Origin of the sequence: Agathobaculum sp. NTUH-O15-33, assembly GCF_033193315.1 — a bacterium.
GTDB classification, from domain to species: Bacteria; Bacillota; Clostridia; order Oscillospirales; family Butyricicoccaceae; genus Agathobaculum; species Agathobaculum faecihominis_A.
Map to the genome: position 1 here is coordinate 2855787 of NZ_CP136187.1, position 22160 is coordinate 2877946.

The window sequence follows — 22160 nt, forward strand, 5'->3', positions numbered from 1 at the left end:
GCGCGCGCGGAGAAAATCCTCTTTTTTCGTAAAGAATATTTTTAGAAAATTTTGCGGCCCATGAACCGGGTCTCAATGGTCTCCGCATAGACCGCGCCCGCCGTCGCCTCGGCCAGCGCCTCGTTCAGCGCCGTTTCTCCGCCCGCGGGCACGGTGGCGGTCAGCGTCACATCCGCGCCGAAATCGGTATCCTGCACCGCGCAGTCAAAATCGGGCAGCAGGCGCTGCACCTTGTCAAAAAGCGGATACGGGCAGGCGATGAGCACCTCGGCGTAAAGGCTCATCCGCTGTACGCCCGCCGCTTCCACGGCCACTTGCGCGCCCTTGGTGTACGCGCGCACCAGTCCGCCCGTGCCAAGCAAAACGCCGCCGAAATACCGCGTTACCACGCAGAGCACGTTTGTCAGCTCCATATGGCGCAGCACGTCCAGAATGGGCATGCCCGCCGTGCCCTGCGGTTCGCCGTCGTCCGAGTATCGCATCAAATTGCCTTCGCGGATCAGGTAGGCCCAGCAGTGGTGGTTGGCGTCCCGGTGCGCCTCGCGCACCTCGCGCAAACGGGCGAGCGCCTCGTCCGCCGTTTCCACCCGCCATAGCCTGCCGATGAATTTTGAGCGTTTTTCCTCAAACCCATCCTCGCCAAACGGGGCGGCGGGTACAAAATAATCTTTTTCCGTCATAAGGGCACCACCGGTCACTCTTCAATTAAATATGCGGCCACGCGGCCGAACGTTTTATCATCCACCACGGCTTCGACCAGCGTGCCGTTTTCGACGTATTCCGTGCGCTCAATCTGCGCCTCGCGGTGCAGCAGGTCGAGCACCGCGCCCTCGCTGTAAGGAACGAGCAGCCGGACCGGATGCTTACCCCGGCCGAGCGCCTGCTCGACCGCCGCCAGCAGCCCGTCCAGTCCCGCGCCTGTTTTGGCCGAAATTTTCACGCCCTCCTTGGGGTCTATAAAGGGCAGCACATCCGGATCGCACCTATCCGCCTTGTTAAAAACAAGGATGCGCGGGATCTCCTTCGCGCCCAGCTGGCCGATGACCTTTTCCACCGTTTCGGCCTGCCCGCGCCAATCCTCGTCGGATACGTCGATGACGTGCAGCAGCAGATCGGCATAGGTCAGCTCCTCAAGCGTTGCCTTGAAGGCCGAGATCAAATGGTGCGGCAGCTTGCGGATAAAGCCCACCGTATCGGACAGCAGGATCTCCTGCGTATCCGAAATGCGCTTTTTGCGCGTCGTCGGATCGAGCGTGTCAAACAGGCGGTCGTTCGCTTCGATGCCCGCGCCCGTCAACTGATTGAGCAGCGTGCTTTTGCCCGCGTTTGTGTAGCCGACGATCGCCACCATGGGCAGCTCGGTCTTTTTGCGCTGGCGGCGCTGTACGGCGCGCACCTGACGCACCTGCTCCAGCTCCTCCTTCAGCTTATCGATACGGCGGCGGATATGCCGCCGGTCGCTTTCCAGCTTGCTTTCGCCCGGGCCGCGCGTGCCGATGCCGCCGCCAAGGCGGCTCATCGTTTTGCCGAGACCGGCAAGGCGCGGCAGGATATACTGGTACTGCGCCAGCTCGACCTGCAGCTTGCCCTCGCCCGTGCGGGCGCGTTGGGCGAAAATATCAAGAATCAGCCCCGAGCGGTCGAGCACCGGCAGGCCGGTCTCCTCTTCGAGCACGCGCATCTGCGAGGGGGACAGCTCGTTGTCAAACACGATCAGCTCGGCCCCCTCGGCCTCGGCCAGCTGCCGTACCTCGAGCGCCTTGCCCTCGCCGATAAACGTGCGCGCATCGGGCGCGGGACGGCGCTGCAGCGTCATCGCGGCGGCTTCGCCGCCCGCTGTTTCCACCAGCGCGCGCAGCTCGTCCATCGTGCGCTCGTCCGTGTCCTCCTCCCGGCTAAAGCCGGGGCAGGACAGGCCGACCAGCACCGCCCGTTCTATTTTTTTCTCTTCTTTTCTTTCGTTCATAAAAAAATCCTCCCTTTCGGGACGCCGCGCGCATAAGGCGCGCATGTTAAAAATCGCAAAGCGACCGCATCTGTTCCGACCGAAACAAAAAACCATCGAAAACAGACGTTTCGATGGTTTCCCGTAATTACTTATCCAGATTGAAACGCTTCTTGAAGCGATCAACACGTCCGCCGGTGTCTACCAGCTTCTGCTTACCCGTGAAGAAGGGGTGGCACTTGGAGCAAACGTCAACGACGATGTTCTCCTTGGTGGAGCCGGTCTCAATGACATTGCCGCAGGCACAGCGGATGGTCGTCTGCTTGTACTCGGGATGGATGCCCTGTTTCATGTTGTTTCACCTCTTTCCACGATAAATATCTCAAAGTCGTAAAATCATGATATCACATATGTTTGCAAAATGCAAGAATTATTTTTGATAAACGAGTTTTTCCTCGCTCCAATCCTGCAATACCGGTATCATGGACGCGGCCAGCTTTTTCGCTCCGGCCAGATCGTGCAGCAGGTAATTGCCGCATTCCACGCGGCTCGCGCCCGGGATCTCGCCCTCGTACGCCGCGACAAAGTCCATCGTTTCGCGTACCAGCGCGATCGCGTCGGCCGTCTTAAGATCGCGCACCAGAAAATAAAAGCCGGTCTGGCAGCCCATGGGCCCGCAGTAAATAATGTTTTCCGCAAACCGCGAATTGCGCGCATAGGTTGCGAACAAATGCTCAAACGTATGGCTGGCGGCGGGCGAAAGATACGTGCCCGCGTTCGGATAGACCATGCGGATGTCATAGGTCGTGATATCGCCGTCCACACGGGAAATATACATGCCCGGCGTGAGCTTATCATGGTTTACTTCAAAGCTTGCAATGCGTTTCATGCTACCGTCTCCTTTTCCGTACTGGAAAATTTAAAATAAAATAAGTATTGACTCTCACGCATCGTGATAGTGTACAGTAGTAGTTGTAAAACCGGTTTACAAAGCCCTCCCCATTCTGCTGGAAAGAAGGTATGCCCTTTTTATGATGACGGTCAAACAAGTCTCTTTGCTGACAGGCGTCAGCATCCGCTCGCTGCAGTTTTACGACGAAATCGGCTTATTAAAGCCAACGCAAACCACCGCCGCGGGATACCGCCTGTATGACGACGCTGCGCTCGAAAAGCTGCAGCAAATCCTATTTTTCAAAGAACTTGATTTCACGCTCAAGGAAATCAAAACGATCATGTCAGACCCCGCGTTCGACAAAGCGGCCGCCTTTGCAAAGCAGCGCGAGCTGCTCGAACTCAAACGCGACCGGCTCTCCGCCATGCTGGGGCTGCTTGACAAACTGATCAAAGGAGAAGATTGTATGGATTTCAAAACGTTTGATATGCGAGAATACTACCGTATCCTAGACGATTTCAAACGCACCCACACCGAGGCCATCACCACGCGGCTCGGCAGTATGGAGCGTTTTGACGAAATGGTGCGGGAGCTGCAGGGCAATGAAAACGAGATCGCCGAAATGGCAGAAAAGCAATTCGGCAGTCTGAGCGGCTACACCAACGCCATGGAAAAAAACCTTGCCGCGTTTTTGGAGAACGGCCCTTCCGTGTCCCCGGCGGACGTGGAAGGCCTCAGCCGCAAAACGGATGAACTGACCCAAAGGCTGACCGCGCTTCAGGACCGCGACGAAAACGCCGCGGAAGTGCGGTCGGCGGTCGGTGAGCTGATTGAATTCGTAAACGCCTGCAACGGCGATATGGAAATGGGCGAAAACTATTGGCCCTTTATGGCGGAGCTCTATCTCTCAAACCCCGCCTTTATCCAAGCGACGGATCAGAAATACGGCGCCGGCGCGTCCCGTTTTATCGGGCGCGCCATCCGGGCGTATCTCGGCGGGTAGGCCCTGTCAGTCGCCGTCGCCGAGCGTGCGCAGCTCGGTACGGTAAATACGGTAAAGTAGCGCGTAGGAGATAAAGAAGGCCGCGATCTCCGCGATCGGGAACGAATACCAAATGGCCGAAAGACCTTTCCACTGTCCCAGCAGCCAAGCCACGGGCAGAATGATGACGAGCTGGCGGCAGACCGAAACGATCAAACTGGCCATGCCCCGGCCAACCGCCTGAAAGATGGTCGAGTTGATGATACCGAACGCCGCGCCAAGGAAGGATAGGCTGATGATTTTCAGCGCGGGCACGCCCACCGCCAGCATTTCCTGCGCGGCCGCCGCGTCGTTCTTGTCCACAAACATCATCAGCATGTTTTCGGAAAACAGCTGGAACACGATCAGACCCAGCACCATGATGGCGACCGCCCCGCCGAGCGTAATTTTATACGCGCTGCCCAGCCGCTTTTTGTTGCGCGCGCCGTAGTTGTAGCCCATGACGGGCAGCGCGCCCTGATTGAGGCCGAACACCGGCATAAACACAAAGGTTTGCAGCTTAAAGTACACGCCGAGCACGTTGACGGCGGTTTGCGAAAAACCGATAAGGATGCCGTTCAGGCCCGCCGTCATCACGGAAACGACGCTTTGCATGACGATGCCGGGCAGGCCGACGCGGTAAATATCCTGCACGGTGCGCGCGCGCCACTTGAACTCGCGCATTTTTACCTGCAAGATTTTCTGGTGCACAAACACCCCCCACAGGCCGATCACCATGCCCGCGATCTGGCCGACGACGGTCGCGATCGCCGCGCCCTGCACGCCCAGACGCGGGAACGGGCCGATGCCGAAGATCAGCAGCGGGTCGAGGATGATGTTGATGATCGCGCCGGTCAGGCCCTGCACCATCGGGATCATCATGTTGCCCGTGGACTGCTGGATCTTTTCACACATCATGGAGATCAGCACGAATACGCTGAGGCCCACCGCGATATGCGAATACTGCACCGCCTGCGTGTATACCTCCTCCGAGGCTTTGAACGCGCCGAGGAACGGCCCGGCCAGCACGAAGCCGATGATGATGAACGCCGCGCCGCCGATCACCGATAGCGCGATGCCGTGCTCCGCGGCGGAGTTGGCGTGCAGCTGGCGCTTTTCGCCGAGCCGTCTGGCGATCAGTGAGTTGACGCCCACGCCGGTGCCGACGCCCAGTGCGATCACCAGCGTTTGCAGCGGAAATACCAGCGAGACCGCGGCCAGCGCGCTCTGCGAATACTGGGCCACAAAGATACTGTCTACGATGTTGTACAGCGCGTTGATCAGCATCGAGATCATCGCGGGCAGCGCCATCGAAAAAATCAGCGGACCCATACGGGCGGTGCCCATCTTATTGGTTTGTTCCAAACAAAAACCCTCCTGTCAAAATGCGGCTGCGGCGGAATTCTCCGCCGCAGCCGTCAAGCTTTTCTCATACGTATAGTGTAAGGCATAATCCTACGCTTTTCAAGGGGTTTTTTACATTTTCCCTGAAAGTTCGTCAAAAGAACGCTCGACGAACCAGTCGCTCGCCGCGCGGAGCAGGCGCTCCCCTTCGGCGTAGGCCGGTTCGGCCATGCCGCACACGCGAAAGCCCGCTTTCTTCGCGGTCTGCCCCGCATAGGGCGCATCCTCGAATACGACGCAGCAAGCGGGGCGCAGCCCCAGCCGGTCCGCCGCCGCAAGATAAATATCCGGCTCGCGTTTGGATACGCCCACATCCTCGATCGTGAGCATGAACTCAAAATATTGCAAAAGGCCCCGGTCGCGCAGCGCCTTTTCCGCGTGGTGGCGCGCGGTCAGCGTCGCGATCGCCAGCTTTACGCCGCGCGCCCGCAGCCCTTCAAGAAAGGGGCGCACGCCGTCCTTGGGCCGCGCAAGCTGCTCGTACCGCGCGGTGATCAGCTGATCCAGCCCGGCAATCAGCGTTTCCGCGGTCAGCGGCAGAAAGGGATAGGTATCGATAAAGTACTGCGCGCCTTGCAGCTGGGTCGTGCCCTCGATCGCTTCGTAATCCGCCTTGGTCACGTCAACGCCGTACTGTCCCAAAAAACGCTGGCTGAGCTGATCCCAAACCGGCATAGAATCCAAAAGGGTGCCGTCCATATCAAAAATCGCACCCTGTATTTCGGTCATTCTTCACTTCCCCCTTCTTTTGATAATTAGTAGTTAGTAATTAGTAATTTGGTGACGAACGGTCAGTAGCTGACACTGAAGCCGACTTGTCCTTATTCTAATTACAGCGAGCATACGCGAGCTTCCTCAACTACTAATTCCTAACTACTAATTCCTAATTATTTGTCACTTCGTTTTCCGGTCGATAAACTGCGGCCGCATTTTGGAGTAGATGATCTTCTGTTCGCTGTACAGGCCGTAATAGCCGGACAGCATGTAGGCGATCGCGATCACGTACGCATACATCGGCAGGCCCGAGCCGCCGAACAGCTCATAGGCCAAAAACATCGAGGTCAGCGGCGAGTTGGTCACCCCGCAGAACACCGCCACCATGCCAAGCGCCGCGCTGAACGAGGGGGTAAGGCCCAGCAGCCCGCCCGCCACGCAGCCGAACGTCGCGCCCATGAAGAACACGGGCACAATCTCGCCGCCCTTGTAGCCCACGCCGATGGTCACGGCGGTAAACAGCAGCTTCCAGAAAAACGCGAGCGGCGAAGCCTGCCCTAAGAGCGCCCGCTCGATCACCTGCATGCCCGCGCCGTTGTAATCGTGCGTCTGCAAAAGAAGCGTCAGCGCGATCACGATCACGCCGCCCAGCGCGATACACAGGTACCGGTTCGGGCACGCCCGCTTTAACAGTCCGCCGATGCGGTGGAACAGAATGCAGACCAGCGCCGCGAACACCGCGCACAAAACGCCCAGCACGGTAAGCCGCACCAGCACGGCAACGCCCACTGCGTCGCCCGAAGGCACGCCCATGATGGCGTATTCCTTCGCGAACACGCCAAGGCGGGCGGCCACCAATCTGGCGATCATGGCGGAAAGCACACACGGAAACAGCGCGGCGTAGTACATCACGCCCACGCTGATGACCTCCATTGCGAAAACGACGGCCGCGAGCGGCGTGCCGAACAGCGCGGTAAAGCCCGCCGCCATGCCGCACATGGTGATTGTGCGGGCGTCCCGGTCGTCCAGCCGCATCCAGTGGCCGATGTTGCCCGAAATAGAGCCGCCCAGCTGCAGCGCCGCGCCCTCGCGCCCCGCCGAACCGCCGCACAGGTGCGTGAGCACCGTGCCCACGACGATCAGCGGCGCCATACGCAGCCGCACCGGGTGGTTTTCCCGCACCGAGGTCAAAATAAAATTGGTGCCGCGCTCGAGCGGCAGATCGGCCTTTTCATACAAAAAAGCGATTATGATGCCGACGACCGGCAGCAGATACAGCAGCGCCCAATGGTGATCCCTCGTTTCGCCCGCCCAGTCGAGCGCATGGTGGAACCCCGCGCCCGCCGCGCCGACGGTCACGCCGATGATCGCCCCGAACACACACCATCGCAAAAAAATAAGCCCGTTTTTCGCCTGCCGTTTGAAATACTCCCTCGGCGTCTCCATGATTATCCCCCATTTCGGCCAAAATTGCCCCGCGGCCAAGGCTGCGGGGCAAAAAAATGTTTTATTTAGAAGTGGAAGCAGTTTCCTTCGGCACCACGTCGTGCGCGCCGCCCTCGACGATCGAGGTGGCGGAAACGAGCGTGATCTTGGCCTTCTTCTGAAAATCCGCAATGTTCAGCGCGCCGCAGTTGCACATGGTGGAACGCACCTTATTGAGCGTCAGCGTCACGTTGTCCTTCAAAGAACCTGCGTACGGCACGTAGGAATCGACGCCCTCCTCGAAGGAAAGCTTTTTATCGCCGCCCATATCGTAGCGCTGCCAGTTGCGCGCACGGGAAGAGCCCTCGCCCCAGTACTCCTTCATATAGCTGCCGTTTACATTGACCTTGTTGGTCGGCGATTCGTCGAATCGGGAGAAATAGCGGCCCAGCATCAGGAAATCCGCGCCCATGGCGAGCGCCATGGTGCAGTGGTAATCGTGCACGATACCGCCGTCCGAGCAAACGGGAATATAAATGCCGGTCTCAAGGAAGTACTCGTCACGCGCGGCGGCTACCTCGATCAATGCGGTGGCCTGTCCGCGGCCAATGCCCTTTTGCTCGCGCGTGATGCAGATCGAACCGCCGCCGATACCGACCTTGATGAAATCCGCCCCGGCTTCGGCCAAAAAGCGGAAGCCCTCGCGGTCCACCACGTTGCCCGCGCCGATCTTGACGCTTTCGCCGTAGTTCTCGCGGACCCAAGCGATCGTGCGGCTCTGCCATTCGGAAAAGCCCTCGGAGGAGTCGATGCAGAGCACATCGGCCCCGGCTTCGACCAGCGCCGGCACGCGCTCGGTAAAATCGCGGGTGTTGACGCCCGCGCCGACCACGTAACGCTTTTGCGCGTCGAGCAGCTCAAGGGAGTTGGCCTTGTGGCTGTCGTAATCCTTGCGGAAAACCATATAGACAAGGCGCTGGTTTTCATCGACCAGCGGCAGCGCGTTAAGCTTGTGATCCCAAATGATGTCGTTGGCCGTTTTCAGGCTGGTGTCCGCCGGGGCGGTGATCAGCTTTTCAAACGGAGTCATGAACTCGGTGACCGGCACGTTTTTCTCCATGCGGGAAACGCGGTAATCGCGGCTGGTGATGATGCCGAGCAGCTTGCCGGTGGCCGTGCCGTCCTCGGTCACGGCGACGGTGGAGTGGCCGGTGCGCTCCTTGAGCGCCAAAACGTCCGCCAAGGTCTGGTTCGGCATGACGTTGGAATCGGATACGATAAAGCCCGCCTTGTAGCTCTTGACGCGGGCGACCATGGCGGCCTCGCTCTCGATGGACTGCGAGCCGTAAATGAAGGAAATGCCGCCTTCCTGCGCCAAGGCGATGGCCATACGGTCGTCCGAGACCGCCTGCATGATGGCTGAGACCAGCGGGATGTTGGCGTACAGGGCGGATTCTCCGCCCTTTTTAAACTTGACGATCGGCGTGCGCAGGCTCACGTTCGCGGGGATACATTCCGCGGAGGAATAGCCGGGCACGAGCAGATATTCGCTGAAGGTGCGCGATGGTTCCTTGAAGTAAAAAGCCATGGATACTGCTCCTTTTCTCTTTCCTGTCTTAAAGTTATTATTGGTATTTATTATATCCTTTTCCCCGCGCAAAGTAAAGCATGCTTGTGACGGTTTTTGCGGCCTTTTGTCACTTACCGCTTATGCAATCGGCATAAAGCTATACTTCACACTGCGCGCCCGTATGCAGGAAATACAAAAGCTTTTGATACGCGGGCTTGCCGAATATCTCATTTACCGCGAGCGCGTAGGCCTCCATCTGAGGGCGGTAGCGCGCGGCGCGGGCGGCAACGCCGTCCGCCGCGACCCGGTCGGTCTTAAAATCGAGAAGGACAAAGCCCGCGTCCGTTTCGATCAAACAGTCGATGACGCCTTGCAGCAGCACGCGCTCGTCCGGGGCCGCCTTGGCTTCCGGCCAATACAGTGCCGCCGGCACAAGAATGGAAAATTTGAATTCCCGCCGCACCCGGCCCTTCCGCATGGTCTCGCGGAAAAGGGGGCTTTCAAAAAAGCGGGCTATTTTTGCGGCGTCCACCGCATCCGCCTGCGCGGACGACAGGATGGCGCGCTCGCGCAGGCGCTGCCGCTCCCGCTCGATCCCGCCCGGCGTTTGCGCGGTTTCAAAATCGCAAAACTGTAAAAACAGGTGGTGGGCCGTGCCGATCTCCGCCGGGGAAAGCTTTACCTGCCCCGCCTCAAACAGCGGCACGCGCAGCTGTTTTTCGCGCCGGGGCGCGGGCGTTTGCTCGGCCGCCTCCGCCGCCCGGTACCCCCGGCCGATGCCGGTCGCGGTCAGCTTGCTGGGCAGGTCGCTCAAAAACGCCTGCGGATAGGGCTTTGCAGGCGGCACTTGAAGCGTTTCCCCCACACCGTCCGCAAAGCGTAAAACCTCCGCTTCGGCGGGCGGCGCGATCTCGCCCGCCGGGATTACGCGCACGGTGAAAACATCCGGCGCGCCCGGCGCTTCGGGCACGGTTAGTCCGTACTGCTCGCGCAATTCGCGTGTGCACGGGTGGCGCAGCAGCGGCGCCATCAGCCAAGCGAGCGGCGCGCGCACCGCGCCCATCGCGTATTGCGGCAAGCGGGGCAGCGCGGCGAGCAGCGCCCACTTTTGCAGGTTTGCCGAGAGCGTGCCGCTCGCGCAGGTGACGATCAGCTTTTCCTTGGCCCGCGTCATGGCGACGTACAAAACGCGCAGCTCCTCGGATACCATCTCGCGCCGCTGCGCGGCGGCGACCGCCGCGCGCTCGGCCGTGTCGTACTGCACGCCGCGCGCCGTATCGCGGCACTTGCAGCCAAAGCCCAGTTCGCTGTGCACCAGCACCGCCTGCCGCAGGTCGCTTTCGTTAAAGCGCTTGGCGCAGTCCGCGAGCAAAACGATGGGAAATTCCAAGCCCTTGGATTTATGGATGGACATGATGCGCACCACGCCGCCCGAAGCGGCGGTGTCCACCCGCTGGTAATCCTCGCCGGTCTCCAGCATGCCGCGCAGGCGGCGCACAAAGGCGAACAGCCCGCGGCTGCCCGCGGCCTCGAACGCGCGCGCCCGCTCGAAAAAGGCGTATAGGTTCTGCCGCCGCTGCACGCCGTTCGGCTGGGCGGCCACAAAACCCAGCGCGCCGGTATCCTGATACAGCCGCCAGATCAGGCGGCACACAGGCGCGTCGCACGCATAGTCGCGCCACGCGGCAAGGTGCGCGAGAAAGGAAGCGCACGCCGCATCGTCCGCCGCCGCGCGCCGCACCGCGTCGTAAAAGCTGGCCGATCGATCAAGCAGCCGGATATCGGCCAAATGCTGCTCGGTAAAGCCCATAAGAGGCGAGCGCATCACGCCGATCAGCTCCACATCCTGCCGGGGATTGTCAATCACCGAAAGGAGCGATACCATGAGCGACACCTCGCTCGTTTCCAAAAGCCCGCCGCGCTCCTCCGCCGAGGCCGCGACGCCGTACGCCTCCAGCGCGTCGACATAGACGCGCGCCTTGGTCCGGGGCGAGCGCAGCAAAATCACCACATCGCCCGGCGAAGCGGGCCGGAGGGCTCCGGTCTCCTTGTCCAGCACGGGAAAGCCCTCGTCCAGCAGCGCGCGGATACGGCGGGCGGCCAAACGCGCCTCCAGCGCGGTCTTATCCTCCGCATCGTCGTCCTCGCCCGCGGCGGCGGCGTCCGCGAGCAGCACCTCGGTCTTATAGCGCGCCTCGCCCGGTTCCGGAAAGGCCGCGCCGAGATACAGCGCTTCGCGCGCCGTATAGGTAAGACCGCCCACCGTGTCGCCCATCACGGCTTCAAAGATAAAATTGCAGGCGTCCAATACGGAGGCGCGGGAGCGAAAGTTTTGCCCCAGCACAACGCGGCGCGGCGCGCCGTCCGCCGCCTCGCCCGCGTCTGAAAACGCGCGGTATTTAGCCAGAAAGATCGAAGGGTCGGCCAGTCGGAAGCCGTATATGCTCTGCTTGACGTCGCCCACCATGAACAGGTTGCGTCCCTCCTGCGACAGCGCGCCGAAGATCGCGTCCTGCACGGCGTTGGTATCCTGATATTCATCCACCAGTATTTCCGCGTAGCGCTCGCGCAGCGAAAGGGCCAGCGCGCTCGGCGCGCCGTCCTTCAGCAGCAGGCGCACCGCGAAATGCTCCAGATCGTTAAAATCCGCGGCGTTCCGCTGCCGCTTGGCGGCGGCGAACGCTTCGTCAAAGGCGTTTACCGTGTCGATCAGCGCGTTCATCGCCGGGGCGATCAGGCTGCGGTCGTACACCGCGTCGTTCGTACCCACGGCGAGCCATTTGCCTGAAATCGTCTTGGCCGCGGTTTTCCACTCCTCGCGCAGCGCCTTGATATGCTCCAAAAACGCCTTGTCCTCAAAGCCGCGCGCGGCTTTGAGCCGGTCGAAGGATATCTCCTGCGCGGCGGATACCGCCGCGTCCCAATCCCCGGAATCGATCGCCGCGAGCAGGCTTTCGGCCCCGCGCAGGTCGCTTGTCAGCGCGGGCAAATACGCGTCCTGTAGCTGGTCTATGCCAGCCAGCTCCTCCACCGCCTGCCGCAAAAACGCCGCGCCGTGCGCCGCCGCCTCGCGCGACTGGGTGAGCAGCACGCGCGCGTGCGGGGTGTTCATGTCGCCCGCGTACAGGCCGCGCCGCACGGCTTCCAAAAACGCGCGCGGGTCGGGGTGCGCCTGTATCTTTTCATGGGTGGCGAGCACGGTCTCGGCAAGCCGCGCGTCGTCCCGCCCGGCGGAGAGCAGGTCGGACAGGGCGAAAAAGCCCGCGTCCTCGCGCTCATACGCGGCTTCCAGCACGGTTTCGAGCACCTCGGCGCGCAGCAGCTTGCTTTCCTGCTCGTCCAGCACGCGAAAATCCGGCGCGATGCCAAGCTCCGCCGCCTGCTCGCGCGCCAGCCGCTGGCACAGCGCGTGCACGGTCGTGATCTGCGCGCGGTGCGTCAAAAACAGTTGGCGGCGCAGCCGCGTGTCGGACGGGCGCCCCGCCGCCGCTTGGGCGATCGCGGCGGCGATGCGCTCTCGCATCTCGGCCGCGGCGGCCGAGGTAAAGGTCATTAGCAGCAGCCGGTCGATATCCACGGGGTCGCGCTCGTCGGTCAGGCGGCGCAGCACCCGTTCGACCAGCACGGCGGTCTTGCCGGAGCCCGCCGCCGCCGAGACCAGCAGCGCGCCGCCCCGGTCCTCGATCGCGCGGCGTTGGTCACTTGTCCACTGCGGCATCCGGCGTTCCCCCAATCTCGTCCCAAAATTCCTCGTTCGTCAAATGGCGCAGCAGGCGCGCGCGGTCGCCCGCGCTCTCATCGAACCGGCAGGCCGCGCGGTAATCGCACCAATCGCAATAGCTCGATACCTTGTCCTTTTTGCGCGGATCGGCACCTATGCTGCCCGCGCGCAGCTCGCGCCCCATTTCCAGCAGCTTTTGCCGCGTGTAGCGCGCCAGTCTGCCGAACTTCGCCAGATCGGCCACAGCCGAACGGGCGGTGAGCGTCGGCTCGTCCTCGCCCTTTTTCACCTTAACGGAAACGGGCAAAAAACGTCCGTCGCCCGAAAGGCCGCGCTCCATCGCGTCCAGCAGCTCCATATCGTCGGATACCAGACCGGAACGGCGCAGCGCCTTGTCGCGCATGTCGCGCAGCGTTTCTTCATCCACAACCCGGGCGGCTTCGGGCAGCTCGTCCCTGACAGGTACGTACAGAATGCCCGCGGGCACGATCTCGTTTAGCTCGGCCGCCAGCCGTTCGCGGTAGCGGTCCAGCCCCTCCTGCTGCAAGGCGTACAGATAGATGATCATCTGCATGTTCAGGCCGTACCACACGTCGGACAGCGAAAACGACTTTTTGCCGCTTTTATAGTCCATCACGCGCAGATACAGGCGGCCGTCCTTTACATAGCCGTCCACCCGGTCGACCTTGCCGGAAAGCGCGACCTCCACGCCCGCGTCCTCGCACGAGATGGGCGGCAGATCGCCGGAGCGCGAAAAGTCCACCTCGTAATCGATGGGCGCGAAGTCGGAAACGCGCAATTCCTCCAGCACATTATCCAAAATTTCCTCTGCGGTTTTGGTCAGCCTGCGGAAGAGATAGCGAAAGCGCGCGGTCTGCCCTTCCAGTCCGCCCAGCTCGTCCCGCACATAAGCGCGCACCGCCTCGCGGCAGGCGCGCTTTGCCTGCTCGGCCGTGGCCGCCGCCGCGCCGCCCGGATTTTCGCCCAGCGCGGTGAGCGCGTGTTCCAGCACATAATGGAGAAAAGTGCCGGTCTGCATCGCGTCGAATTTCGCCACGCGGCGCTTTTTCGCCTTCAGACCGTACTGCATGAAAAACGCGAACCGGCAGGAATAGAACGTATCCACGCGCGACGCGGTCAGGTTCAGCTGCTTGCCGTACAGCCCGTCGATCGTGTGCCGGCTTTCGAGCGGGCCGCGCGCAAGCCGCTGGCTTTTCGCGGCGAGCACCCGTTCCTCTCCCCGGTAGGCTTCAAAGGCCGCGCGCGCGGCGGGCGTATGGTCGCCCGCGAGATAGGCGCAGGCCAGCTCGATCGCCGGGCCCTCGGCCTCCAGCCGGTCGGCGCTGCCGTGAAAATCCTTCATCGGCACGCCCGGCAGCAGGCTGCGCACCGCGCCGATGAAGTACGAGGGCCGCGCCTCCTTGCCCGCCGCGTCCGCCGCGTGCCAACAAAGGGTTAGGCTCTCCGTTGGGCAGGCCAGCGCGCGGTAAAGCGTTTCCTGCTCCATCAGCAGCCGTTCCGCCCCGTAGCTTTTCAGTTCCACGCCGAGGGCGTCCAGCTTTTCCCGGTCAAAATCCGTCAGCAGTCCCGCGCCCGCGCCGGTGCGCGGAATCAGCCCGTCGTTCACGCCAAGCAGGATCACATGCTTGGCGTTTTCGCCGCAGGCGCGGTCGATATCGCCGCAGGTCACCCGGTCGAGCGATACCGGGATGGTGCCCACTTCGTACTCGCCCAGCACCAGCCGAAACAGGGCGGAGAACCGCTCGGCCGTAAGCGGTATCTCTCCGCATACCCAAGCAAATTGCTCCATCGCGGAAACCAGGATGTCCCATAGCTGGCGGTATTCATCGGCCAGCTGCGGCCGCCCGGCCTCCTCGTGCGCTTCGGCGCGCTGCGCAAGGCGCTCGGGCGCGCGCACCGCGCACAAAAAGGCGTAGAGCGCGCGCACGCAATCCACCGCCGTGTTTTCGCCCGCAAGGGACGCGCGCAGCGCCGCAAACGGCGCGATCGCTTTTTCCCGCAGCGCGTTCAGTTCGGCCAAACGCGCGGAGGCGGCCTCGTCCATGGGCAGGCCGTAGCCGTCCGGATGCGCTTCCCACGGGCGCTCCCACGCGCCGCCGCGCAGGCCCCAAGTGAGCGCATAGTTTTCCAGCTTGTCGATCTCGTCCCAAGAAAGCGCGGTCAGGCCGGTCTTAAAGCAGCCGAACAGCTCCTCATAGTGGTAATGCGTGCGCACCGCCTCAAGCGCGAGGGCAACCAGCGCGATCGGCGGGCGGGAAAGCAGATCGGGCTTTTCGGCCAAAAAGCAGGGCACGCCGTACCGCTCCATCGCCATGGCGAGCGGAGCCTCGTACCCCGCCATATCGCGCGCGGCCACCACAAAATCACGGTACCGAAGTCCCTCCTCCCGCACGCGGCGGCGGATGAGCGCGGCCGCGTGCTCGCATTCCTCAAACACGGTCTCGGCGGCATAGATGCAAACGCCCTGCCCCTCTGCCGGACGCGGTGTGCGCAGCGGCAGCAGACCTTCCGCTTCCAGCGCCGCCAAATCGGCCGGGCGGGGTATTTTGCTTTCACCCAAGTCTATTTTTTCGGCTTCCTTGCCATGCCGCGCGGCCATGCGCGAAAGGGCCTTTACCGTGCGGCAGCCGGTCACGAACACATCGGGGTAGCGCAAATCGCCCGTCACCGCCACGGTGAGCGGCACGCCGCAGGCAAGCATCGTGTCCAGCACCTGTGTTTCCTGCGGGGTGAAGCTCAAAAAGCCATCCAGATAGGCGGCAGCGCCGTCCAGCACGCCCGACGCCGCAAGGCCGTCCCGCAGCAGGGTCAGCCGGTCGCGCGGATCGGGCAGCGACTCGTCGCACAGCCGGTCGTAGGCGGTGAGCAGCACCGCCAGATCGGATAGCTTGGCCGCAAGCGCAGCGTCCTCCGCCTCGCCCGAAGCTTCAAAAAGCGACTGCGGCGGCACGGCGCAGGTCTTGCACTCATCGATCAGCGACAGCGCCTCGCGCAGCAGCTCAGGCTTATCCGCAAGGCCGGGCCACGCTTGGATGCTGGTTTGTACGGTAAGCGCGGCGCGCTGCAGGGTGAGCAGCCGCCCCGCGTCCGTCAGCGCCTGCTGCGCCAAGCCGCCCACGGCGGCCAGCACCCGGTCGGTCAGCCGCGAAAAGGTAAGCACTTCGGCGGTGCGCGCGCCATGGTTATTCGTGAATTTCGCGAGCCTCCGTTCGTATACGTGGGAATTTAGCTCAGGCACCAGAAGAATCTGCCGCCCCTCGCCCCGCTCGCAGCATCCGGCGATCTCGCGGAGCAGAAAGGTGCTTTTCCCGCTGCCCGCCCGGCCGGTCAGGATACGCATACCGCCGCCTCCTTTCAAAAACATGATATTTCTTTATATGGTAGCACGGAACAGAAAAAGAAGCAAGGTATAGTGTTTTCCACTATACCTTGCCTCACAGCGTATCAAAGAACTCCCTCGCGCCGCAGCGCGCATAAAATAGAATTTTGCCGTTTGCGGCAAAATTCATAAAAACCGGGAGCATGTATCTCGGTTTTTATACAAACCGACTTCAAGTGTGCCTGTAAGGCGCGCGCAGAAGTCGGAATTCTCGATCGAAATGGGGCTTTGTTTCGATCGACAGACTGTCAAAACTTGTTTTTTGACAGTCTGAGAGGCAAGGTATAGTGTTTTCCACTATCCCTTGCTTCAGGCTGTCACCTATAAGTACCGTGATTCGTATTCCTCTATGGGGATCGGCTTGCTGAACAGATATCCCTGCACCAGCTCCACGCCGCAAGCGCGCAAAGCGCCCAGCTGTTCCTCTTGCTCAATGCCTTCGGCCACCAGTTGGATCCCCATCTTCTTGCAGCTATCCACGATCGATGTGATCATGGCCTGCGTTTTGGCGTTGCTCGCCACATCCTGCACCATGCTTTTATCCAGCTTTAGCACGTCGAATTCCACCGCCGTCAGCAACGCCAAGTTGGCGTAATCGGTGCCAAAATCGTCTATCGTGACCGCAAAGCCCTTCCGTCGCAGCTCCGTGACCAGACGGCTGATGTCGATCCCATCCACTTCCCGCACGCTTTCCGTGATCTCGATCTCCAAGTAAGTGGGCGAAATACCGTATTTCCGGCATATCTCGACCAACCGCTCGACAAAGTGCGGCTGAATCAGCGAGTAGCGGGAAAAGTTGATGGCAACCGGAAAACCGCTTTTGCCTTCCTTAAACCAAGAATCGATCTTGGAGCAGACCAGCTCGAAAACGTAAAAATCGATCTGGCTGATCGTCTTCGCTTCTTCCAAAAGCGGGAGAAAATTGCCCGGCAAAACCAACGCGCCGTCGCTGGACTGGTAACGGATCAGCGCCTCCGCGCCCACCGCCGTGCGGTCGGAGGACGATACCTTGGGCTGCAAGTAAACCACAAAACGTTCCCGGTTTATTTCTTCCCGCAGGATGTTCGGATCCGCGAGCTGCAGCACGTCGTCGCTGTGATAACGATAGCGGTTTGCCGCTTTGTTTTTTCTGTAAAACTCTTTTTTGTCTTCATACATTTTGGCGTCCGCATCGGCCACGATTTGGTTGGGATTTTGGAAGCTTTTCGCCCAATGGGTGCCGATGGCCGCTTTACAGCGGGCATCAAACGCAAAGCTTTGTTTAAGCTGCGCCACCTTTTCTTCAAACCGATCCTCGGGTATATTCAGGCAGATGACGACAAATTCATCGCCGCCCACCCGGTAACAATCCGATTGCCGGAACACCGCCTTTATTTTACCGGCCGCCTCGATCAGCAGCTGGTCGCCTCTGGCGTGCCCCTGCTTGTCATTGACCGCCTTTAACCCGTTTACGTCGAGATAGACGATGCCGACAGACACGTTTTCATCCGCCAGCAAATCCAGATCTTTGATAAACCGGTTGCGGTTATAAAACGAAGTCAGGGTATCGTAAAAGCTCAAATGCGAAAGCTGCTGTTCATTTTCCGCGCGGCGAAACGCCAGCATCATGAAGTAGCAGAGCGTTTGCAGCAGCGACGCAATATTCCACAGCTTATCCTTCGGCGGATTATCCACACCCAGACAGCCGGTAAGCTTGCCGTCGCGTTCCAGCGGCGCCACAACAAGGCTATTGATGCCCTGCACCGCAAGCGTTTGGTATTCCTCCGGATCGCTTACGCGGTAATCCTCCACATCCTCGATCACGACGCATTCCTGCTTTTCAAACGTCGGGATCCAGCGGCCGAAGGCGGACATCGGCACAGCCTGCAGGTTTTCCTTTTGCGGTGCAACGCCGGGCGCGCACCATTCATAATCATTAGAACTCGAACCGCTGTGGAAACTGAATATATAGGCGCGCTCCGCCCCTAAAAAAGTAGTGACCTGTTCCAGCATCCGGTGGATATCGTTATCCAGATCGCGCCCTTGGTAAAGAATCCGGATGCATTCCATCACCATATTTTCCGTGTCCAGCGCGTATTTCAGCTTTTGCTTCTCTTGCTCCACCTGCGTCATATCAAAGGCGATTTCCAGACGGGCCATGCGTCCATCCCATTCGACCAGCCTGTCCTTGAGCATATAATGGCGCTTGGTCAACGGATTGGTGGTTTCCCAGCTATAATTTTCTCCCGGCTTCAGCTTTGCGTTCGTGCAGTAGGGACACGGGCTGTCCCTGCCTTGCAGCGCCTGATAGCACATCTGGCCGTTCACCTCGTCCAGATGGAACGTTTTTTTGCCCGCCTCGTTGACAAACAGCAACTCGTAGGTTTCAATATCCGACACGTAGATGAGTTCGGATATTTCATTGATGGGCGCCTGCAGCGCCTTGGTCATCTGCGTCAGATGCTCGCTTCTCTTTTCGTTTTCATTCTGTGCTTTTTCAAGCGCCTTTTCCCGTTTATTTTGCACCGAGCTGAGCCAGATCAGAAATACCGCCACGACCATAAAGACAGCAGCCAAGATTAAAAAGCAGATCTTGACGATGCGCGCGTTGCGCGCCGAATACGCCTCCGCCTCGGATACCGTACGGTCCGCAAGGTCGAAATACTGTTCGCTCAGCTCGAACAGCCGCCGGTCGTCCGCGCCCTGCCGCACATGTAGAATCTCGGTTTTCAGCTCCGCCCATTCGCCTTCCATTTCGAGCATCAGCTGCTGGAACGCCGCGTCATTGAGCCGGATCAGCCCAAGCTCGCCTTCACCGGTTTTCAGTTCCTCTATGATGGCGTCCAGACGCCGTATCAGCGCGTCGTTGTTCATGCCCTGCATTTCCTGCTTGATCAGCCTTTGCGTCGCGCCGCGCACCACGCCCGCGTAATTGATGACGCGGGCGTTGCCTTGCAGCCTTTCAATGAATACAATGGACAGCAAGCCCACCGCAGCCAAAGCGATTGATAAAACAATGGCAATTAGTTTCTTTCGCCATGCATTGCCGCTCGTCATGCCGCTCCCCCCATGTATCCTAAATCTGTTTATAGCAAAAAACCGCCTGTCACATAGCGCGAAACAGGCCGGTAAAGATGCGTTAAAATACGATAAGCGGGAACAATATCCCCGCCAATTTGTATACTATTTTAGTATGCAAATGGATGCCATCCTAAAAACTGATACCGTTTTCAAGACTCAGTATAGCACAGGAAACAAGCTTTTGCAAACATTGATTATGCCCCCGGAAACGCGGCGCGCGCCGCAGGCTAAAACCTGCGGCGCGCCTGTTCTTCCGCCTTATTGCGCGGCGGAGCCTTCCATCGTTTGCTTGACGATGCTTTCCATCATATCCGCGGAAAGAGACTGCACAATATAGCCGAAAACATTGCCGTCCTTATCGATCATAAAGGTGGTCGGAAACGCGCTGACCGCGTAATCGGCGAACACATCGCCCGTTGTATCCATCACGACCGGATAGGAATAACCGTTATCCGTCAAAAACTGCGTCACCTCGGCCTCGCTCACATCCTGATTGTACGGATGTTCGTCGGTTTTTGGATTGGCTACGCCCAGCACCACCAAATCCTCCGCGTTTTTTCCGTAGCTTTCATAAAGCGCCTGAATATCCGGCATTTCGCGGCGGCACGGCGGGCACCAAGTGGCCCAAAAGTTGAGGAACACGGTCTTGCCCTTGTAATCCGATAGCGTATGCGTTTCGCCGAACTGATCGGTCAGCGTAAAATCGGGCGCTACGATAACGTCCTTATCCTCCGGCTGCGCGGCTGTGCCGTCCTGCGTTTCGCTCTCGTCCGGAGCGGGCTCGGCCGGCTCCGGCTCCTTGGGCTCGTTCGTTGTTGTTTGATCTTGCTGTCCCGCCAGCGAGCCCACGTTCGACAAGTAACTGGTCACGCCGTTCATGAAGCCTGTGAGCGTCATCACGCCCATCAGGATGAGCAGCGCGCCGCCTACCTTGACGGTGTAGCGCACCACCTGACCGTGCTTTTTGAAAAAGTCCAGCACCGCGCCGGTGAACAGGCCGACCGCGATAAACGGCAGCACAAAGCCCAGCGTATACACGCCGATGAGCAGAAAGCCCATGGCGGAGGTGCCCGCGGAGGACGCCATCAGCAGCACGCTGCCCAGCGCGGGGCCGACGCACGGCGTCCATGCAAAGCTGAACGTAAAGCCCAAAACAAAGGCCACGGCGGGGTTCATGGCGAACCGGTCGAGCCGGAACGGCAGCCGCCGCTCGCGCTCGATCGCGTTCGCGTGGCCAAACACGCCGAACTGGTACAGGCCGAACAGCACCATGATGATGCCGCTGATGCGCGCGAACCACGCGCGGTTACTGCTGAAAAACCGGCCCAGCGCCGTGAAGCCGAAGCCCAGCAAAAAGAAGGTGAAACTGACGCCGAGCACGAAAAACAGCGTATTAAGCAGCACCCGGCGGCGCGGGTAATGCACGGTGCCGTCCTCGTCCACAGTTTTTGCGCCGCCCGCGAGGTAGCCGACATAAAGCGGCACCAGCGGCAGCACACAGGGCGAGAAAAAGCTTAAAATGCCCTGCAAGAATACGGTCAGCGCCGGCACGCCGGCGGATACGGTAAAGCCCATAGGGTTAACTCCTTATTCCATCGTTTCGGGTGGAAAGCGGTGCGCTGTCGCTCAGGAAAGAGCGGCAAACAGATCGTTCAGCGCCTCACTCATCGTCGGGTGGGTGTAGATCGCGTCGCGCAGCACGGTGTACGGCAGCTTTGCGTCCATTGCCAGCTTAATCAGGTTGATCATCTCATGCGATTCCGCGCAAAACAGATGCGCGCCGAGAATCAGGCCGGTGTCCGCGTCCACGATCGCCTTTAAAAAGCCGGTGGGCTGACGCAGCACCTGCGCCTTCGGGATCGCGGCGGCGGGCAGACGGGCGACCTTGATCGCATGGCCCTGCTTTTTCGCTTCGTCCTCGGTCATGCCGACGCGGGACAGCGGCGGATCGAGGAACACGCTGTAAGGAACCGCGCCGCGGTTCTCCGTGGTGCGCGTTCCGTCGCCCATGAGCTGGGATTTCACGATGCGGGAATCATCCAGCGAAATATAGGTGAACTGCAAGCCGCCTACCACGTCGCCCATAGCCCAAATATTGTCCGCCGTGGTGCGTAACGTTTCATCCACCTGCACCGCGCCGCGCGGGGTAAGCTGCACGCCCGCCGCTTCCAGATTCAGACCGCCCACGTTAGGCCGGCGGCCGGTCGCGATCAGCACGGCTTCCGCCGGGTATTCGTCCGGCGCGCCGTCGCGCAAAACCGTGACGACGGCGTGACCCGTTTCATCCCGCACGCCCGCTACCTTAACGCCGCGCAGCACCTTGGCGCCGCGCGCTTCCAGACTTTCCAGTACCTTGGCGGCTACCTCGGCGTCCTCGCGCGGAATAAACGTCTCACCGTCCTGCGCGATGGTCACTTCGGAGCCAAAGTTCAGGTAGTAGGAAGCAAACTCAAGGCCGATGTAGCCGCCGCCGACGATAAACAGGCGGCGGGGCAATTCTTCCAGCTCCATCATGGCTTCGCTCACACGGGCGAAGCGGCTTTCGACCAGCCCTTCGATCGGCGGCACGAACGGACGCGCGCCGGTGTTGATCAATATCTTATCCGCGTTTAGCCGCTCTTCGCCGCCATCCGCAAGCTTTACCGAAATCGTGTGCGCGTCGACGAACGAAGCCGTGCCGACGATGACGGACACGCCCGCGCCAGCCGCCTTATCATAGTTCTTTTGGCGCAGCATGGCGGTCAGTCTGCGCTTTTCCTCAATCGCGGCGCGGTAACGGGCCGCCTTGGCCGCAAAATCGCCGCCCTGCGCCGCGCTTAGGCGCGCCGCGTGCTCGAGCGACTTGGTCGGGATGCAGGCCACGTTGATGCAGGTGCCGCCGAACATTTGATCGCTCTGCTCCACAAGGGCCACCTTTTGTCCCGCTCCGGCGAGCGCGCCCGCCATCGTCTTGCCGCCCTTGCCAAAACCGATCACTACGGTATCAAACTGTTTCATGCAAAATCGCT

14 protein-coding genes are annotated in these 22160 nt (G+C 60.5%); 1 reads left to right on the forward strand and 13 read right to left on the reverse strand.

The features are described from left to right. Positions 1-41: 41 nt before the first annotated feature. The 4 genes from RWV98_RS13850 to RWV98_RS13865 form a co-directional block, all read right to left on the reverse strand. Positions 42-680 (reverse strand): YigZ family protein, encoded by a 639-nt coding sequence (locus RWV98_RS13850; protein ID WP_280961078.1) that lies wholly within the window; start codon positions 678-680, stop codon positions 42-44. Between the two features lie 14 nt (positions 681-694). Next, on the reverse strand, positions 695-1966 hold the full coding sequence (gene hflX, locus RWV98_RS13855) for a GTPase HflX (protein WP_317861465.1): 1272 nt from the start codon (positions 1964-1966) through the stop codon (positions 695-697). 127 nt (positions 1967-2093) lie between these two features. Then, the gene (rpmE, locus tag RWV98_RS13860) at positions 2094-2297 is read right to left on the reverse strand and encodes a 50S ribosomal protein L31 (protein WP_031475830.1); all 204 of its coding nucleotides are present in this window, start codon (positions 2295-2297) and stop codon (positions 2094-2096) included. A 78-nt stretch (positions 2298-2375) separates the two neighbouring features. Then, entirely contained in the window at positions 2376-2834 is a 459-nt protein-coding gene (locus RWV98_RS13865; RefSeq protein ID WP_317861471.1) for an S-ribosylhomocysteine lyase, read from the reverse strand. A gap of 142 nt (positions 2835-2976) precedes the next feature. On the opposite strand from RWV98_RS13865, the gene RWV98_RS13870 reads away from it, so the two are divergent. Beyond that, on the forward strand, positions 2977-3840 hold the full coding sequence (locus RWV98_RS13870; RefSeq protein WP_317861473.1) for a MerR family transcriptional regulator: 864 nt from the start codon (positions 2977-2979) through the stop codon (positions 3838-3840). Between the two features lie 6 nt (positions 3841-3846). Here the strand turns inward: RWV98_RS13870 and RWV98_RS13875 are convergent, their stop codons facing one another. The 9 genes from RWV98_RS13875 to RWV98_RS13915 form a co-directional block, all read right to left on the reverse strand. Continuing rightward, the gene (locus RWV98_RS13875; protein ID WP_280961082.1) at positions 3847-5223 is read right to left on the reverse strand and encodes an MATE family efflux transporter; all 1377 of its coding nucleotides are present in this window, start codon (positions 5221-5223) and stop codon (positions 3847-3849) included. Positions 5224-5334: 111 nt separating this feature from the next. After that, positions 5335-5991 (reverse strand): HAD family hydrolase, encoded by a 657-nt coding sequence (locus RWV98_RS13880; RefSeq protein ID WP_280961083.1) that lies wholly within the window; start codon positions 5989-5991, stop codon positions 5335-5337. Between the two features lie 165 nt (positions 5992-6156). Next, positions 6157-7422, reverse strand: a complete 1266-nt coding sequence (locus RWV98_RS13885; RefSeq protein ID WP_317861476.1) for a chloride channel protein — start codon at positions 7420-7422, stop codon at positions 6157-6159. 61 nt (positions 7423-7483) lie between these two features. Continuing rightward, positions 7484-8989, reverse strand: coding sequence for an IMP dehydrogenase (locus tag RWV98_RS13890; RefSeq protein WP_280961085.1), 1506 nt, complete (start codon positions 8987-8989; stop codon positions 7484-7486). 139 nt (positions 8990-9128) lie between these two features. Beyond that, on the reverse strand, positions 9129-12689 hold the full coding sequence (addA, locus tag RWV98_RS13895; RefSeq protein ID WP_317861478.1) for a helicase-exonuclease AddAB subunit AddA: 3561 nt from the start codon (positions 12687-12689) through the stop codon (positions 9129-9131). Further along, positions 12670-16053: a PD-(D/E)XK nuclease family protein gene (locus tag RWV98_RS13900; protein WP_317861480.1), complete on the reverse strand. Its 3384-nt coding sequence runs from the start codon at positions 16051-16053 to the stop codon at positions 12670-12672. The genes addA and RWV98_RS13900 overlap by 20 nt, the downstream gene beginning before the upstream one ends. A gap of 360 nt (positions 16054-16413) precedes the next feature. Next, a complete protein-coding gene (locus RWV98_RS13905) occupies positions 16414-19128 on the reverse strand; it encodes a bifunctional diguanylate cyclase/phosphodiesterase (RefSeq protein WP_317861482.1) in 2715 nt (904 codons plus the stop codon). Positions 19129-19410: 282 nt separating this feature from the next. Further along, positions 19411-20727, reverse strand: coding sequence for a cytochrome c biogenesis protein/redoxin (locus tag RWV98_RS13910; protein ID WP_317861484.1), 1317 nt, complete (start codon positions 20725-20727; stop codon positions 19411-19413). A 51-nt stretch (positions 20728-20778) separates the two neighbouring features. Continuing rightward, entirely contained in the window at positions 20779-22149 is a 1371-nt protein-coding gene (locus tag RWV98_RS13915; protein ID WP_317861486.1) for an FAD-dependent oxidoreductase, read from the reverse strand. Positions 22150-22160: the final 11 nt, after the last annotated feature.